Origin of the sequence: Vibrio sp. ED002 (genome assembly GCF_023277445.1) — a bacterium.
In the GTDB taxonomy this organism is placed as follows: Bacteria; Pseudomonadota; Gammaproteobacteria; order Enterobacterales; family Vibrionaceae; genus Vibrio; species Vibrio jasicida.
Map to the genome: position 1 here is coordinate 714641 of NZ_CP080239.1, position 18036 is coordinate 732676.

15 protein-coding genes are annotated in these 18036 nt (G+C 45.0%); 9 read left to right on the top strand and 6 right to left on the bottom strand.

Translation table 11 applies throughout. From position 1 onward, the window contains the following. Nucleotides 1-32 precede the first annotated feature (32 nt). The gene (locus tag ITG12_RS20015) at nucleotides 33-1046 is read left to right on the top strand and encodes an AraC family transcriptional regulator (protein WP_248874867.1); all 1014 of its coding nucleotides are present in this window, start codon (nucleotides 33-35) and stop codon (nucleotides 1044-1046) included. Between the two features lie 541 nt (nucleotides 1047-1587). Next, nucleotides 1588-2850: a hydroxymethylglutaryl-CoA reductase gene (locus tag ITG12_RS20020; protein ID WP_104036532.1), complete on the top strand. Its 1263-nt coding sequence runs from the start codon at nucleotides 1588-1590 to the stop codon at nucleotides 2848-2850. Between the two features lie 124 nt (nucleotides 2851-2974). On the opposite strand, the gene ITG12_RS20025 is transcribed toward ITG12_RS20020, so the two are convergent. Then, nucleotides 2975-5443, bottom strand: a complete 2469-nt coding sequence (locus tag ITG12_RS20025; RefSeq protein WP_248874869.1) for a hypothetical protein — start codon at nucleotides 5441-5443, stop codon at nucleotides 2975-2977. Between the two features lie 581 nt (nucleotides 5444-6024). On the opposite strand from ITG12_RS20025, the gene ITG12_RS20030 reads away from it, so the two are divergent. Together ITG12_RS20030 and ITG12_RS20035 are read left to right on the top strand one after the other, a co-directional pair. After that, entirely contained in the window at nucleotides 6025-7587 is a 1563-nt protein-coding gene (locus ITG12_RS20030) for a DUF1800 domain-containing protein (RefSeq protein WP_248874871.1), read from the top strand. A gap of 9 nt (nucleotides 7588-7596) precedes the next feature. After that, nucleotides 7597-8922: a DUF1501 domain-containing protein gene (locus tag ITG12_RS20035; RefSeq protein WP_248874873.1), complete on the top strand. Its 1326-nt coding sequence runs from the start codon at nucleotides 7597-7599 to the stop codon at nucleotides 8920-8922. An 87-nt stretch (nucleotides 8923-9009) separates the two neighbouring features. On the opposite strand, the gene ITG12_RS20040 is transcribed toward ITG12_RS20035, so the two are convergent. Continuing rightward, on the bottom strand, nucleotides 9010-10107 hold the full coding sequence (locus ITG12_RS20040) for a ketoacyl-ACP synthase III (protein ID WP_248874875.1): 1098 nt from the start codon (nucleotides 10105-10107) through the stop codon (nucleotides 9010-9012). Between the two features lie 165 nt (nucleotides 10108-10272). On the opposite strand from ITG12_RS20040, the gene trxC reads away from it, so the two are divergent. Next, on the top strand, nucleotides 10273-10707 hold the full coding sequence (gene trxC / locus ITG12_RS20045) for a thioredoxin TrxC (RefSeq protein WP_042603344.1): 435 nt from the start codon (nucleotides 10273-10275) through the stop codon (nucleotides 10705-10707). A 176-nt stretch (nucleotides 10708-10883) separates the two neighbouring features. After that, nucleotides 10884-12044: an MFS transporter gene (locus tag ITG12_RS20050; RefSeq protein ID WP_038877322.1), complete on the top strand. Its 1161-nt coding sequence runs from the start codon at nucleotides 10884-10886 to the stop codon at nucleotides 12042-12044. A 111-nt stretch (nucleotides 12045-12155) separates the two neighbouring features. On the opposite strand, the gene ITG12_RS20055 is transcribed toward ITG12_RS20050, so the two are convergent. After that, the gene (locus tag ITG12_RS20055; protein WP_248874877.1) at nucleotides 12156-13055 is read right to left on the bottom strand and encodes an AraC family transcriptional regulator; all 900 of its coding nucleotides are present in this window, start codon (nucleotides 13053-13055) and stop codon (nucleotides 12156-12158) included. Nucleotides 13056-13107: 52 nt separating this feature from the next. On the opposite strand from ITG12_RS20055, the gene ITG12_RS20060 reads away from it, so the two are divergent. Next, nucleotides 13108-14493, top strand: coding sequence for an MATE family efflux transporter (locus ITG12_RS20060; protein ID WP_248874879.1), 1386 nt, complete (start codon nucleotides 13108-13110; stop codon nucleotides 14491-14493). 12 nt (nucleotides 14494-14505) lie between these two features. On the opposite strand, the gene ITG12_RS20065 is transcribed toward ITG12_RS20060, so the two are convergent. Both ITG12_RS20065 and ITG12_RS20070 read right to left on the bottom strand, forming a co-directional pair. Beyond that, entirely contained in the window at nucleotides 14506-14901 is a 396-nt protein-coding gene (locus tag ITG12_RS20065) for a nitrous oxide-stimulated promoter family protein (RefSeq protein ID WP_039976558.1), read from the bottom strand. A gap of 14 nt (nucleotides 14902-14915) precedes the next feature. Then, a complete protein-coding gene (locus tag ITG12_RS20070; RefSeq protein WP_248874881.1) occupies nucleotides 14916-15425 on the bottom strand; it encodes a GNAT family N-acetyltransferase in 510 nt (169 codons plus the stop codon). Nucleotides 15426-15497: 72 nt separating this feature from the next. On the opposite strand from ITG12_RS20070, the gene ITG12_RS20075 reads away from it, so the two are divergent. Both ITG12_RS20075 and ITG12_RS20080 read left to right on the top strand, forming a co-directional pair. After that, the gene (locus tag ITG12_RS20075; RefSeq protein ID WP_045420274.1) at nucleotides 15498-15692 is read left to right on the top strand and encodes a DUF2986 domain-containing protein; all 195 of its coding nucleotides are present in this window, start codon (nucleotides 15498-15500) and stop codon (nucleotides 15690-15692) included. A gap of 352 nt (nucleotides 15693-16044) precedes the next feature. Beyond that, on the top strand, nucleotides 16045-17376 hold the full coding sequence (locus tag ITG12_RS20080) for an anaerobic C4-dicarboxylate transporter (protein ID WP_248874883.1): 1332 nt from the start codon (nucleotides 16045-16047) through the stop codon (nucleotides 17374-17376). Between the two features lie 84 nt (nucleotides 17377-17460). Here ITG12_RS20080 and ITG12_RS20085 read toward each other — a convergent pair whose 3' ends face one another. Beyond that, a complete protein-coding gene (locus ITG12_RS20085) occupies nucleotides 17461-17967 on the bottom strand; it encodes an NYN domain-containing protein (RefSeq protein WP_248874885.1) in 507 nt (168 codons plus the stop codon). Between the last annotated feature and the right edge of the window lie 69 nt (nucleotides 17968-18036).

Here is an 18036-nt window from a genome sequence, read left to right on the forward strand (position 1 = left end):
AGATTAGTCGTTGATAAAGGAGTATCACCACAATGCCAAATCAAACGTTTCATTTACCTGTCATTCAGACTAACTATGCTCGTATTCTGGTCGAAGTCTTTGCCGACTATGGCTTGGACAAGCATAAGCTCCTTAGTGACGCTGGCTTACCTGCGGACTTATTCCAAACCGAGAGCGACTACATTCCGTCTGAATCAATAAAACGTTTGATTCATCTTACTTCTTCCCAACTTGGCGTAACGAAATTCACCGACTTATTGGTGTTAGTCTTTCGTCGCCGCGTTATACCCAATGTCTTGCATCAGTTTTTGCCATTTCAAACCATCGGTGAGTCAATGCAGCACATTGATGAAATCTTCAGTTTAGACTCGCCTGGCAGTAACGTTTCTTTTGAAACCCATCATGGCCATGCCTGGTTCTGTCGATATTCGGAACAAAAAGACACACAAATCGCTAACTGGTCTGAAGCATTTGCTGTGATTTACATCATTGAGCTCATTAGCATTTTGACCAAAACCGCTTGGTATCCAAGCAAGGTACGCCTGCAAGGCAGCAACAGTGATATCGTAAAAAGTGTTGTTCCTAGCCAGTGCCAGATATTTGTGGGTCAAGAGAAGACCAGTGTTTACATTCCCGCGGACATTCTTAACGTACCAATCCAAATATCGGACTCACAGTTAGGCGCTGAACCGAGTCTGATCCAGTGGCATACAAGTTTTACCGATAGCGTGTTTGAACTCCTGCGCCCTTATGTGCGAGAGCGTAATTTGTCGATAGAAGAAGCGGCTCAGTTGCTGAGCTATTCTGTCCGAACCTTTCAAAGAAAGTTAAAGAATGAAGGCACTTCTTTTCGGCATATTAAAGAGTCATTGATGTTCTCTGTTTCTTGCGAATTGATGGAAGAAGGACACTCTCTCACTTATATATCCAATCAACTTGGCTACACCAGTATTTCGCACTTTTCGCGCGCCTTTAAAAGAGTGTCCGGGTTATCTCCTAAAGTGTATAAACAGTCTATTGCGCTGAACGCATCCAGCACTTCGTGACGTTATACTGCTCAGTCCATTTGAGGCTTGGTAGTTGGTAATTGTTTGAGCTTGGCTTGCATCAGTGTTGCGAGGTCTATTTCATCACACAGCACTTCTACGTCCTGAACTCGAAAGTAAACAATCATACGTTACCCTCAATTGAAAACGTGGGGCTATTATGCCGTGGCGCAAACCAAGTTATTTACCATTTTACGCCACCCGACCACATTCCAATCTCATTATTTGAAGTCTCAAATTAGAGTAGTTCACCCACTTTGCACAATTTTTACAGAAAGAAGGAATTTCTATTTGAGCTCTTCATTGCTCGATTTCAACCTTTCAAATCAGTCCTATTTTTCTCTTATTTTCAATAAGATAGAGAAAAATGGCGCAAAAACCAGACGCTTTATACCACGCATTTAAAGGGCTATTTATTCGCCAAGTAAGATTTCAGTGAGTTTGAAGTTAAGCAGCCTTTTGTTGCAAAACGTATACGCGGGATTGTAATCACGTTTTGTATCACTACAATTCCAAACCAAATGAATAAAGAAACGTTTGTATGCCGAAATTAAATTTAGACAGCGCAAGGAATAGCTCTGCACTCTCTGATAATGAAACCTGCGAAAAAGTACAATCGGCATTAGAACCGAAATACCACAAGCCAGAAAAGAAACTTTGCCTCAGTGCGGGTCTGACGGAAAAGCACATTGAACGCCGTTGGAAAGTACTCGAATCGATGACGGACAAAGATCTTCTGCTGGATCCTTTCACACAATCGCATTACGACCAATACGCCAACAACATTGAACACTTTATTGGTACCGTTAACGTCCCTGTCGGTGTTGCTGGGCCTCTTCGCATTAACGGCTTGTTCGCGAATGACGACTACCTAGTACCACTCGCAACAACAGAAGCCGCTCTCGTTGCCTCTTATAACCGAGGCGCGAACTTGATTACCGCAGCTGGTGGCGCAAGTACGCTTTTGATCAGCGAAGGCGTGAGTCGTACTCCGGTGTTTGGTTTCCAATCACTTGCAGAAGCAGCGCAGTTCGTCAGTTGGGTGGTGACTCAATACGATATCTTCCGTAAAGAAGCAGAATCCACCACCACGCACGGTAAGCTTAAAGACATCAACGTCAACATCGAAGGCAATCATGTTTACTTGGTGTTTGAATACGTGACGGGCGACGCATCTGGTCAGAACATGGTGACCATCGCGACACACAAAGTCTTCCATTACATTCTTGAACACAGTCCAGTCGCGCCGGTTGATGCTTACCTTGACGGTAACTTATCTGGTGATAAGAAAGCCAACGCCCACACTTTACGCTCTGTTCGCGGTAAAAAAGTCTCAGCTGAAGTGACGATTCCTGCAGCTTTGGTCGAGAAATACCTGCACACCACACCAGATGCGATGGTGAAGTTTGGCAAAATGAATACTGTAGGTGGATTACTAAGCGGCACTATCGGTATTAACGCGCACTACGCCAATGCCCTCACCGCTCTGTACATCGCCTGCGGACAAGATGCAGCGTGCGTTGCAGAATCTGCGGTTGGTATTACTAGAATGGATGTGGATTCCCACGGCAACCTGTATACGTCAGTCACTTTACCAAACATCATGGTTGGCACCGTTGGTGGCGGTACTGGCCTACCAACTCAGAAAGCGTGTTTGGATATACTTGGTTTGCACGGCAATGGCAAAGCAAAAGCGTTAGCAGAAGTCGCTGCCGGCCTATGCTTGGCTGGTGAGCTTTCCATTGTTGGTGCATTCTGTGCCGATCATTTTTCTAGAGCGCATCATAAGCTCGCGAGAAAATAAGCCATTGAGTCTAATTCGTTAAAACAAAAAGCCGCGCACTCGTGCTAATGCAATGAGTGAGCGGCTTTTTAGTTTAAGCTCTTGTGCTTATTTCGTTATCGATACTACAAGCAACTTGGCTTTTTTACTCAGGTTGCGGTGGTATGTATAAATCCACAGTATCGACAAAATACGTACTCCACATCTCGTTCATACTTGTATCTGAGTACTCGTCAAAGATAATAACTGCAGCGCCATATTCACCTTTGAAGTAAGGCGCAATCAAACGGACAAAATCGTCTCCTTTGCTTAACCTTAAGTAACCTTCTGAGGTGATACTCCAATCCCAACCGAGGTTTTCAGTATTACCTTCGGCTTTCCAAGTCTCGCGATCGGCCATACCACCTTCATAGATGTCCCAGAAACGAACTTCGACTCCGTTTCCTTTGCGTCTCGTCAGCCTTGAATCGACAACGTCATCCACCGTTAATGGTTGAAGGCCACCACAGTTTGTCAGCTCTGTCGCCAACAACGCGGCATTGACTGATGCACCAGTCGCATTGACCTCGCAGTAATCGTAACCCTCACTGCGACTCACGCCACGAATAGACTCACCAATGACTCGCAACCATATCGCTTGTTCGGACAGTCCTTCTTCGATCCAACCGTCGACCAGATCGTCTAAGTCTTCAATATAAGGACCAACGTACTCAGGATAACCGGTGTAATTGTCGTTGATTAGAGTGCTGTATTTTTGTCCACCATCATTAAAGGTGTAGTCATACCCTTCAATTGCAAAGTGTTGCCATTCAACATGAGTACGAATATCTGTCTCTGACCAATAAGTTTTCACTTCGTCCCAACGGTTGAACATCATACCATCGCCATTTTCATCAACTTTCTTGACCGCGTTAGCTTCATCGAGAATATATTTGCCACCGACACTCGTTTCGATTTTCTGACTGTCGTCGTTGACACCCTTGGTATAGGTATATTCTTCCCAATAATTGACTTGGTATTCGAAGCTAACTGAACCATCCCAGTTCCAAACTGGGCCTGCTTTCGTGTATGACTCGGAGCCATCGGCATTATTCATACTTGTTGTCGTTTCATTAACTGAACCGTCTGCATCCCAATCGTGCATGATGACTTCTTTGTTACCACCATCCACATAGTCCCATCGTTCACGAACTTGCGCATAGGTGGCCGCTTCTAGAGGAACTGCAGCGTCTAGGTCGTACTCTTTAAATTCACGAGATTCATAATCATGTTCTGCCGTTGTTTCTTCTACCTCAACCATGGTTTGCAACAAGTCCACACCGGACATGTCACCAGCCATGATGGCTTCTGCGAACAAATCAACCGTGCTGTAGCTTAACTCTCGCTCTGGGTCATCGGTAGTGACGCTGTCACCACCAGAGTCTGCGGGGTTAGACTCATCAATGTAACGAGTAAACTCCCACTGACCGCGAGTCTCGCCCTCATCTGCAACACCGACATCATATACATGGCTGGTGAAATCAAACTCGCCATCGAAGTTCAAGTCTGCTTTAAACGTTATCTTGGCCGTGAAAGTACCGTCATCAAGGTTCTGCACCGCTTCCTCTGTGAATGTACTGAACACCGTTTTTACACCGGCTCGTTGATAATACTCTGTAGCAGTCGCTTGATAGGTCAATGTGTTCGCGGTTTCATCGACAATTTCCGTTTCACTGCCTTCCACGGTAAAGTCTAAAGCGATATCCATGTTATCTGGCACACCGTAGTAGCTGTCGGTATACGAGTAATGGGTCACCTTACCATCGGGGTTTTCATCTTCCAGTTCCTCGGCGACTCGTTCATCCGATACGCGCTCGTCGACTTTACTTTCAGCTAGTTCGAGGATTTCGCCTGTGTCGCCTTCAGCGATAAAATCCCCCATCAAACGGGCTTTAAGCTCTTCATCGGTCAAGGTGCTATCTTCAAGCTCTTCTTTTAACTCGTCGACTGCATCGTCAATTGCTTGGTTCACTAGGCTCCCAAGCGAAACAAGCAGCGCTGCTATTTTCTCATCACTCAACTCATCGAGGTTTTGATCTTCCAGAACGGCGCTTATTCGAGACGTCAGCTCTTCATGAACTTGGGTAGTAAAAGGGTTAATAACCTGACCATCAAGTTCGCCATCTTCAAGATCATCAAAGTCGGCTTGTGTTAAAGGGGGCATGCCAAGAACAATGGCGTGCCCTTCTTCAGTATCTTCAAAGACCTTCTCTGCTTCATTGGCAGCGATTTTCTGCTCTAACTCTTCCATCGTGGTTGGGGGTTCAGTTCCCACATCGACAGAGTCGTTCGTTAACTGAGCCAAAATTGGTACACCCACTAAGGCGTCCTTTTGTGCTTCTGAAATTTGAAATGAGTAGGTACCATCAAGGCCAGTGTTTGCCTGAGGTTCATCGGCGTCTGGCTCACCATCTCTATCGACGTCCATCCAGACTAAAGCGTTATAGATGTACCCATCCACGACGGTACCATTAAGTGTGTACGTTTGACTGGCGCTCTCATCATTGTCATCACTGCCACACGCAGCGACCGTAGATGCAATAACAACAGCAAGCATAGTTTTGCGAGCTTCCATGTGTGCTCTCCTATCCAACATTTATGGTGCAGCTACTACCTCTCCTCTTTACTAGCTGCGGATTGAACTGTGTCGAACTAATCGACCCGGTAAATGTTAGCTATTGGTCGCATTTGTTTGTGTAATTTATGTACAATCGTGAGCTTATTCACGCTTTATGCAACTTAATTAATAAATCGATCAGTAAAGTAATCACTCTGGCATGTTTTTTATAGATCCAATTGTCTTAAAAGCTCACAATCATCAAACTAACTGTTATATCAGTATGAAGTCAGACGTAATTTCTGACATGTTACCCCGTCCAATATTTCTACGTATTCAAAAAAGTTTCACATTTTATTTGAGTTCGATCACAACGGATTGGTAGCAATACTATTCAGTCACTTATCCGTTTTTTCTTATCTTAAATTAAGACCTAGCCAGACTATTTTCTGTAATTGATAGCTTTGATAGTGATTTTTACCGTCTATAATCCGTCTTGCAGCTGCTTGATTTCACTAAATTTATTAATTAGCTCATTTCGAGCTTCATGACTCCCGTTAAATGGATTTAAGTCGTTCCTTTGGGTAAGCGAGTTAACTATGAGACGTCAGAAACAAAACGAAATTTCTTGTTGGGTGCTTGGCTTTGTCGCAATGCTGCTCTTCTTTGTTGGTCCGGTTTCAGCTGATGAAGATGACCCAGATTTAGCCGATGCCCGCTTTATCTATCAAACCACATTTGGTCCAACACCTCAGTTAATCGAACAGGTTAAGCGAAGCAGTTACCAAGATTGGATTACAGAACAAATTCTTTTGCCTCCCACTTTTCACAATGATCTTTACTCCACGTCGTTTAGCAAAGGTGCGCAAGCTAATCGAGAAAATGCGTGGTATCAAACCGTTCTCACCGCGGATGATCAGTTGAGACAGCGAATGGCATACGCACTTAGTCAAATTTTGGTCGTGTCCCGCTATGGAGGAATTCTTTCTAGCAAACCCGATGGTTTAATCAATTATTACGATTTGTTGGTTGAGCATGCATTTGGCAACTATCGAGATTTGCTTTTACATACGGCGAAACATCCAGTGATGGGCAACTATCTCTCAATGATGGGCAGTGCAAAAGAAAATACCGTGACAGGCGCCCTACCTGATGAAAACTTTGCTCGCGAATTGATGCAGCTTTTCACTATTGGGTTATACCAACTCAACCTTGATGGTAGTGTTAGATTTGACCAAGAAACCGGACAACCGCTTGCAACATATTCGCAAGCAGACATACAAGAATTGGCTCGTGCCCTTACAGGTTGGAACAAGTCAGATACTTTGTTTGTGAAGCCAATGCGCGTCATTAACGGCCGTCACGATACGGGCGAAAAAACGGTATTGGGCACCATCATCCCAACCGGATTGACAGCAGAGGAAGAACTAAATCGAGTTGTTGATCTCTTGATGGCGCACGACAACATTGCGCCATTTGTGTCTAAGTTGTTGATTCAACGATTTGTGACTTCCAACCCAACGCCAGAATACATCGCAAGAGTCGCCTCAGTGTTTAACAACAATGGTAAAGGAGTGAAAGGCGACTTGAATGCCGTGATCAAAGCCGTTTTGCTCGATGACGAAGCCAGAGGTTTAACCGCTCATCGCCCCATGAAAGTCAAAGAACCAATCCTCGTACTTACTAACTTTCATCGCGCTGCGGGGTTCACCCTAACCGCCACGCGATACGATGGCGCAGTGACATTAATGAACATTGCAAACCAAGGACCTTTGCGTTCTCCTTCTGTATTCAACTTTTATTCTCCCAATTACCAACCTTCATCGGATTTCGTCTTTACAGGTATGGTCTCACCCGAATATGAACTGTTTGACTGGTCTGTCTACAGTGAACTGGTCAATTTTATGCTCTATAGCGTACGCAAAGAATCCGGCGCCACTTATACGCTTGATATGGACGAGCTCTACAGCTTGTTAGACAACCACCCCGCGCTAGTAGACGCGATTGATGCGCGTTTCTTTGCTAACACAGCGTCTACTGGATTGAAGCAAGTAATGCTCGATGTCCTCGACAACTATCAAACCAACTATGTACCCAAAACCAAACTTGCCTTGGTGATATTCACTGCGGTATCTGGCAATGAATTTTATATTCAAGATTAGGAGCGAATTATGGATACTTCACGTCGAAACTTTATCAAAGGAACCGCTTCTCTTGGTGCATTGGCAACGGTTGGGCTACCAGGTTACACACTTGCCTCACCAAACAACGATTTTCGAGCGTTAATCTGTGTTTATTTAGCGGGTGGTAATGATGCGATTAACACCATATTGCCATTGTCTGATTTTCATTATGACCAATATGCGAATGTCAGAGGCAAACTGTCTGTCGCTAAAAATACGGTCATTCCGATTGGCCTCAATGCAAAAGACAACAAAGGTAATAACGTCCCTTTAGGAATGCACCCTAAACTTGCACGACTATCTGAGATGTTTGATAACGGTGACGCCACCGTCGTGCTCAATAGCGGAATTCTAGAACAACCAATGACGAAACAGGCGATCGAATCGGGTGATGTCCCGTTACCAGACCAACTGTTCTCACATAATTCTCAAACAAACTCTTGGTTGCGCGGAGGCATGGACGAATTTACCAACCTTGGCTGGGCAGGCAGAATGTTGGATGTAATGAGCCCTTCTTCTGAAATAACGCCTCTTTATAGCGTGCATGGTGATTCACTTTGGCTGCGAGGATTAGAACAACGTCAAACGGTATTGAAAAAAGACCGAGCAGTACAGCTAAGTGCCTTGGGCAATCCTTTATACAAAGAGATTTACGACCAACTTCAATCGACACCGACAAACAATCCATTCAGTGGCCATTTCAATCTCATGGTAGATGAGTCGATGACCATGAGCGGTGTTTTATCTCAACAGTTAAATGATGTCGATAACGCCCCTCTGTTTACCTCCAGTACATTGGGGAAACAAATGCAGACGGTCTATAAATTGATTGCGAGTCAAGGAGTGTTGAATCAACAACGTCAAGTCTTCTTTGTTAAGCACACCGGTTATGACGTCCATGATTCACAGCTGTCTAAGCACCCTGCATTACTTGGCGATCTCGCCACAAACCTCTTTGCTATGTATCGAGCTATCGAACGCTTGGGATTGAGTGACAATGTCACGACATTTACGATGTCTGACTTTGGGCGAAGAATGACAAATAATGGTAACGGTACCGACCATGGCTGGGGCGGGCATCAGTTATTAATTGGCGGAGCCGTAAAAGGTTCCCAACCTATTGGAACTTGGCCTGAGCTGGTCTTAGGGGGCGAAGATGACTATTCCAAAGGTCGTTTGATTCCGAAAATAGCAGCGGATCAAGTTGGCGCTACACTCGCACAATGGATGGGGATTGGTGACAATGCAGCGTTAGATTATGTGTTCCCAAACATTCGAAGTTTCTCTTCATCAAATCTTGGTTTTATGTCTTAACACCTGCGAAGAAATAGGTACAAAAAAGGGAGCCTTGTGCTCCCTTTCGCTTATTGCTTGTTTTGACCAGTTAACCGCGCGCGCTAGTTATGCGTCTTCACCACGTGGGCGTTCGTTACAAAGCTTAATAGCACGCTCTAGTAACTCAAGTGCAGACTTGTCACTCTCAGGTAACACAGCGTCGCTTTCTGCAATTGGCGTTACGCGGTCACCCCACTTCAGCACCGCAGCACCCCATGTTAGGCCAGCACCAAACGCTGCTAATAGCATGTTGTCGCCTGGCTTAACACGGCCTTGTTCTAGCGCCTCACACAATGCAATTGGCACCGTCGCTGCCGAAGTGTTGCCGTAGTTTTGGATGTTCACAAACGCTTTTTCTTGCGGGATACCAGAAAGGTCACACAGTGTTTGGATGATACGGATGTTTGCTTGGTGCGGGATTACCACGTCGATTTGATCTGTGGTTAGTTCTGAAGCTTTCAAAACCGTTTTCGCCGCTAGACCCATGCCTTTTACGGCACGTTTGAAGATCTCTTGACCTACAAAGTTGAAGTCCCAGTAACCGTTGTCTTCCGCAAAGCGATCCATGCATGTACCAAACTTAGGCACGGAAAGGATGTCGCGCCCTTTTGCATCACAACCAATTTGCGATTGCAGTAGACCGGCTTCTTGCTCTGTACGGGTCAGAACAACTGCCCCGGCACCATCGCCGAACAACACAGCAGTGTCACGCATTGCCCAGTCAATGTAAAAAGAAAGACGCTCAGCACCAATAATGACTGCGTTTCGGTAGTTGCCCGATTGAATCAAACGTGTGCCTGTTTCAAGGCCGTATACGAACCCAGTACATGCCGCGTTTAAATCGAATGCAGCAGCAGAGCGAATACCAAGGTTTTGCTGAACCTTAGAAGCAATGTTTGGAATAAGAGAGTCAGGAGAGCATGTCGCAACAATGATCAGGTCGATGTCACTCGCTTCTACACCTGCACGAGCCATCGCGTGTTGCGCGGCTACCGTTGCCATGTCAGACGTGTTTACGTGGCTGATGCGACGGTTTTCAATACCAGTACGGGTGCGAATCCATTCATCTGAAGTTTCAAGGAAAGTGCTAAGGTCATCGTTAGAGAGCGTGGCTGGTGGAAGACATTTTCCCCAACCGGTAATTTCAGCGTAGTAATTTGTCATCGCAGACCTATTTATTGTTGTATTTTAATGAAATTTCTTAGAACCTGTTCGGGTCCAAATACAGACTTGCCGTCTTATAATTCGGCAGGCTAAAAAATAAGTATACAAATTATGAGGCTGACTGGTAAGTCATGTTTTCATCAAGTTGTCATAAAGGAAGAAGTCATGTCATCGTTTAAAACTCGTTGCCCGTCTTGTGGCGGTTTAAATCGTGTCCCTAATGAGCGAGTTGCAGAAGCTGCAAGTTGCGGTAAATGCAAAAACGCCCTGTTTGATGGTGCACCGATAGAAGGTACTGTCGATAACTTCTCGGCGCTGCTAGAAAGTAACACGCCAGTTGTGGTGGATTTTTGGGCACCGTGGTGCAATCCATGTGTTGGTTTTGCGCCTGTTTTCTCGGATGTGGCACAAGAACAGACCGGAAACGCTCGTTTTGTCAAGATTGATACCGAAGCGCAACAGCAGCTTGCCGCTCAATTTGGTATTCGTAGCATCCCAACCATTATGGTTTTCAAGAATGGCCAGCGCGTTGACATGATCAACGGAGCACTACCGAAAACTGAATTCGTTCAGTGGTTAAATCAAGCACTTAGTAAATAATCCACTTCGCCAGCCTCGTTTACAGGCTGGCGTTTTTATGCAGCATTTCTTCATAGAATTTCGATAAATATCTTTTATCGAAACGACTGAAATATATCGTTTTACTTGCCTATTAATTAGCCTCATATTCGCGCCGAATAACCCCTTAAATTTACTTAACTAATAGGCGCAAAACATTGGAAAACACAGTCGTTCCCGCAGCATCACCACGAGTCACAGTTCCGGTCGTAGCACTGTCTCTTTATGCAGTGGCATCAGGCTATTTGATGAGCTTGATTCCCCTCATGCTTGGTGAGTACAACATCTCTGCTGATTACGCGAGTTGGTTGGCGAGTGTGTTCTATGGCGGCCTATTGGTTGGTGCAATTTTCTTTGAGCGTGTCGTGCGAACCGTTGGGCACCGCAAAGCGTTTGTTGGATGTTTGGCGACCTTTTCTTTAACGATTATGGCAATGCCTATTCTTCCAAACGGTATGGTATGGCTTGTTGCCCGCTTTATCGCAGGTATGGCGGTCGCTGGCGTGTTTGTGATTGTTGAATCATGGCTAATGTCTGGTGATGAATCGTCTCGTGCGAAACGTTTAAGCCTGTACATGCTTTCTTTGTACGGTGGTTCTGCACTTGGTCAGTTCGGTATTGGTATCCTTGGTGTAAGCGGCGGTGTACCTTTTATCGCAATCACAACGTTGATCCTAATGGCAATGCTAGTATTGTTGTTCATCGATTGTGAACAACCAAACAGCCACGAATCAACCGCACTATCGTTTAAACAAATTTCTAAGCTAAGCCATGCTGCAATCATTGGTTGTATTGTTTCTGGCTTAACCTTGGGTGCAATCTACGGTTTAATGCCTGTAGAGCTAGCAAACCGTAAAATTAGTCACCAAGATATTGGTACCCTAATGGCACTTGTCATCCTTGGCGGCATGTTGGTTCAACCTATGGTGACCACATTAAACAAATACATGGCTCGTACAGTCTTGATGGCGTTCTTCTGTATTTTGGGTATTTTCTCTATTGGTCTGACGTTTGTTTCTACCTCAGCGGTGGTTCTAGCAGTAGCGCTGTTCCTATTGGGAATGGCAACATTTGCACTGTATCCAATTGCAATCAACTTGGGTTGTGAAGGTTTAGAAGAGCGTTTCATTGTATCCGCAACACAAGTGATGTTGTTTAGCTACAGCATCGGCTCAGTTGCTGGTCCTGTGGTTGCTGATAAGTTCATGGGCCAAATGCACGGCTTGTTGGGCTATCTATTTGCAGCTTTGCTTGCGACTTGCATCTACATGCTCATCGCTGCAACAAAATCAAAGCATCAAATGGCTGCAGGTTTGTAATTCAAACCTCTGCAAAAAGACAAACAAAAACGAGGGTCAATGCCCTCGTTTTTTTGTTTCTGAATTCTCTACTTTATCGATTATTAGGTGATCATTAGAAATCAAAACGACTCATTGGTTTTGATTCTCCAATAGTCTCTTGCGATAACGTGTTGGCGAAGTGCCGTAGAACTTTTTAAATCGATGAGTGAAGTTGTAAGGATCGCGATAACCCAATCGGTTCGCAATCATAGCGACTGACCAAGCTGGATACTGCAATAAGTCTGCGGCCTTGTGCATACGAAGCTCAATTAACTTGCTTCTCGGACTCATATTGAAAAGCTGTTTAGATAAACGGTTGAACTGTTCTTCACTGATAAAACACTGCTTGGCCATTTCGGCAATGGTCCACGGCAAGTGTAACTGACCTTCAACTTCGTTAAAGAGTGTTTGAACGCGCGATAGCGATGTACTGATTGGGGTTTCAACACTTTTTACCAATCGTTGCACTTCACTGATCAACAACTGACGAAACCCCGCTCGTCCCCCTATTTCGTTGTAGAGTAAGGTCATCAGTGACCATACCTGCTCAGAGCCCCTAAACGGCAACACGGTTTGCCCCAAGTCAGAGAGATGCTGCCAAGCCTCGGTATTTTGTGGCAGAAGCCAAACCATCTTCCAGAGCCCTTTGCTTGGATTCATTTCAAATCGAAAACACGTATCTACAGGCAAAATAGTCAGCGTATAAGGCTCAATTTCTTTAACGAAACCCGGTGTAATCAAAACACCGCCACCTTCAATGGTAAACAGCAAGGTATGAACGCCCACTTTGTCTCGCTCGACATGGTAACCATCGCGCAGTTCAGCAAGCCCCGCCATAAAGATATCAGCTCGTTTCCATTCGGGGATTTCAGTTAGAGTCAGGAATCGTTCTTTACATGCGGGTGCTAAATGCACATCGTCGTGCCACTCTGTTTTGATGGAAAATTGTTCGATGACGGATTTGCACAGGTTTTGTGGTTTTTCGCACATGTATTTCTGTCCCTATTGGCTTTATATTCCTCACAAATTTCGAGGAGCAACTATGACGAACAATATTGGCATCAAAAACAGCGACAACTCTTTATCTAGCGGGCTACTTAAGCAGATCGTCCGCTTGGGTTTCCCTGTCGCGATCCAGAGTGCGTTGGTGGCTATTCTCGCCTTGGCTGATGTTCTCATGGTTAGTGACTTTGGTAAAGAAGCAACCGCAGCTGTGGGAATTGCCTCAAAATGGCACTTTGTTGCAATCATGATTATGGCTGGCTTAGCATCGGCAAACGGCACACTCGTTGCTCAATATTGGGGACGTGAAGACGCGGTAAGCGCCAAAACCGTTACTGGTATAGCGATTCGATTTGGTTTAAAAGTCTTGATTCCTGTTACCCTGATAATCACAGTCGGTAGCGAACTTATCATGCGTCTACAAACCAACGATACGCAAGTCATCGAACTCGGCTCCACTTACCTTTGGTATGCATTTCCTGTTCTGTTACTCACTCATATCATCATTGTTTTAGAAGCGAGCATGCGCTCTTCTGGTGACGCCGTCACTCCTTTGCTTTTGGGGGCGGTGACGATTGTTCTGAATATCGCACTTAACTTCTGGCTCATCAAAGGTGGTTTCGGTGTACCAGCAATGGGCGTTGCAGGTGCGGCGTTAGCAACGACGATCTCTCGATTATTCCAAGTGATTGCGATGTTAGGCTACATGCGTTGGCGCAAACATTGGCTGCTAGAAGTGAAAGAAGGTTCTGAGCGCCCTTCTTTGTGGCTCTCTTATCGCCGTTTGGCGCTTCCAATGACGTTAGGTGCATTGCTTTGGGCAATTGGCACTATGGTGTATCAAATGATCTTTGGGCATATGGGCACAACAGAACTTGCGGTATTCAGCATGTTAGGCCCGTTTGAGTCGCTATGTTATTCCATCTTCTTTGGTATATCGGTCGCGTGCTCTGTGATGATTGGCCAGTCGTTAGGGCGTGATGCTTTTGAACAAGCTCAGTACATGGCAAGCTTCTTCATTAAAGCGGTTTTTGTGTTTGGTATTTCGATTGGTGCGTTACTGCTACTAAACCGAGAATTAATCATTGCTGCTTTGAACTTAGACAACCCTGAGCTCTACCCACTTGCAGCACCTGCGGTGGTGATTTTATGCAGCGCGATTTGGCTACGCATGCTTAACATGATTATCATCAACGGTATTATCCGTGCTGGCGGAGACAATGTATTTTGTTTGCGTATGGACTTTATCGCGATGTGGATGACAGGCTTACCTTTGTGTGCGGTTGCTGCGTTTGTATTAGGTTGGGAATTCAAATACGTTTATGCGCTCATGATCGCCGAAGAAGTGGTGAAACTAGCATTGTGTTATCGCAGATACACGCAAAAGTATTGGATTAAGAATTTAACGGTAGTGACAACTTCTTAATTCTTATGTTGGCTAGGATTTCTTACCCTCGCGCTCTGCACTCATCCGTTTGTGGCGATTCGACGCATTGGCAGCAGGTTTTTCAGGCACCTCGCGTTTCTCATGCATCAAGTGTCGAATTGCCAAGATTGGGTGTTTAAGCAACATTCTCGGCCCTGAATAACGCATCACTAAACGCATTTGTTCTTTAGGCTCTGGCTTGTAACAGTGAATCGGACATTTGTTGCAAGTCGGCTTGTCTTCTCCGTAAGGACAACGATCAAGGCGCACTTCTGCATATTCTAATAATTCACGACATTCTGTACACAACTCACCTTTCGTACCATGGTGATCTTTGCAATAGACCTCAACCATAGCTTTAACGGTTTTAAATTCAGTGGCGAGTTTGCCCAGTAAAATGTCGCTCATTGTTCACCCTTTGATTACAGCGTCATGGTGTAGAGTTGTAAAGTTCGGCCATTATCGTAAGTCTGCTCAATACGTTCAAACTGAAAGCCCAACTTTTCTAGCAAACTTATACTACGATTATTGTCATTATTGGTGATGGCGACCAAGTTTTCTATTTTCATCTCGCCCCGAGCAAAATCAACCATGACACTTGCCGCTTCTTTTGCGTAACCTTTGCCATAAGCGCTAGGTAGATAACCGTAACCAATATCAAACGCCGTTAATGTGTCGCGTTTGACCAAACCACAAATGCCTATAGGTTGTCTATCATGATTGGTTTCTACCACCAGCAAACTGACGCCCTTGAGTTCTTGCATCCTTAACATGTTGTCTTGAATGTAGCGTTTTGCTTCTTCTAAGGTGCGAATCTGCTTGTCACCGACGAAACGATAAAAGTCAGGTTGATTGTAGAGTTCTAAAATAAAAGACGCATCTTCTACACTAACAAGGCGAAGTGTCAGGCGTTCTGTAATAAGTGTTTTCATAAGGAATCCATTAGGCTTGTAACTTGGTGGAAAAATCACTATCCTGCCCCGCTAAATTAAAGGACCAACACCATGAACCGCAAGAAGAAAATCAACTCGATCTTAAAAGCGAAGTTGAAAAAACAAAATGCAAAGCTTCATAAGAGCAACAAGCCTCGCTACATCTCAAAAGCAGAGCGTGCGAAGATGGAAGCCGAAGAGCAAAACCAGACGGCAGAACAAACGTCTGAAAATGTGGTTGAAACGCAAACCACTGATGAAGCTTAAATAAGAAAAGCCGCATAACGCGGCTTTTCTTATTTTAACAAAGGTTAACTTGGCATTACATCACCTGAAAATCTAACGCCTATCGTTTAAATTATCACCTAGACTAAAAAGCGCTCAGAACGACTGAAAATCCTTGCACCAAAATGGTCAGGTTTAACCTTAGACACGGACGATTCAAACATTCCAACAACACCCTTTCAATGCACCATTAACACTGACACGGCTCAGCGTGAGTTATTCCCAATTATTGGACATTGCTGTTTCCTATAAAACAGAATGTGAACAAAGCTAAGTATTTTTTCCTTGAATACCGAAACAATAGAAGTCCCTGTTTCTAATAAGGAAATTAAACATGTTGTATCTTGAGTTTCTATTTTTGCTCGTGATGCTGTATATCGGCTCACGGTATGGCGGCATTGGTCTTGGTGTCGTTTCTGGTATTGGTTTGTTCATTGAGGTTTTCATCTTCAAGATGCCTCCAACGTCTCCGCCAGTGACGGTAATGCTGATCATCCTCGCGGTGGTCACTTGTGCCTCCATTCTTGAAGCCGCAGGTGGCTTAAAATACATGTTGCAGGTGGCAGAGCGCGTATTACGTAAGAACCCTAAACGCGTCACTCTTATTGCGCCGTTCGTGACTTACTTTATGACTTTCCTACTTGGTACTGGTCACGCGGTTTACTCTATCATGCCAATCATTGGCGACGTTGCGCTTAAAAACGGCATTCGTCCTGAGCGCCCTATGGCAGCAGCATCGGTTGCTTCTCAAATCGCCATTACTGCGTCACCGATTTCAGCAGCAGTGGTTTACTACCTTGCACAATTGTCTGATATCCAACACGAGATCACCCTACTTTCTATTTTACTCGTTACTGTGCCTGCCACATTGTTCGGTACTTTGCTGATGTCCCTTTACAGCTTAAAACGCGGTAAAGAACTTGAAGACGATGAAGAATACCAAGAACGTCTAAAAGATCCGGTTTGGAGAGACAAGATCCTGAATACAACCGCAACTTCGCTCGATGAAATATTGCCCGTAAGCGCACGTAATTCAGTATTGCTATTCATTCTATCGATTCTCGTGATTGTAGTGATTGCTATGTGGCCGGAAGTTCGAACTATTGTCGACGGCGGCAAACCAATCAGTATGGCGGTGGTTATCCAAATGATGATGCTCTGCTTCGGCGGTATCATTCTGCTTGCGACAAAAACCGATCCACGTGATGTTCCAAACGGCGTGGTCTTCAAATCCGGTATGGTGGCGGCGATTGCGATCTTCGGTATCGCATGGATGTCAGACACCTACTTCCAATACGCAATGCCTCAATTTAAATCCGGCATCGTAGAGATGGTAACTAGCTACCCTTGGACCTTCGCTCTTGCACTATTCATCGTATCGGTTGTGGTGAACTCTCAAGCAGCGACAGCGCGTATGATGTTGCCAGTCGGTTTAGGTCTAGGTTTGGAGCCAGCACTGCTTATCGGCTTGATGCCAGCGGTTTACGGCTACTTCTTTATTCCAAACTACCCTTCGGATATCGCAACTGTGAACTTCGATACCTCAGGTACAACTAAGATTGGTAAGTGGTACTTCAACCACTCATTCATGTCTGTGGGTTTAATCGGCGTGATTGGTGCGTGTTGTTTGGGTTACTTACTAGGACAAATGATCATTCCTTCGTAAATCATCTGAATCAGAAATAAGGGGCGAGTCATTGTACGTTTGCGTACAGCCTGAAGTGACTCGCCCTTTCTTTGATTCTCGAAGCTATACAGCTAGGCGAGAACAGAGAAGAAAGTCTTCATCGATAGCGACGAAGTTATCGGCACAATCGATCAAGGTTTGAGACGTAAGCCTAGGTACACCATACACTGTGACTCTCTTATTGAAGCGCTGCTGAATTCGCTCAACCAGCAAGCAAAAGTCACCATCACCAGAGACCAATACGACTTCATCTACGTCTTGTGCTACTTCGATGGCATCAAGTGTAATACCCACATCCCAATCGCCTTTTGCACTACCGTCACGTCGCTGAATAAACGGTTTAAGCATGACTTCGAAGCCGACACCACGCAGGATATGATGAAATTGACGCTGCTTCGGGTCATTACTCGCAATCGCATAAGCTTTTGCACTCGCCACTTCTTTCCCTTGTGTCGCAACATACCAAAACTGGTTGTAATCAAAATTGCTGCGGTACGCTTCGCGGCAGGTGTAATACACATTCTGCACATCAACCAAGATGGCGATCTTTTGTTTGCTTTCCGAATTCATCAAGTTCTATGCCTTATTTGTTTGTGCCATACCCTAAGCGAACTTGCGCCAAAGCACAATGAACTAATT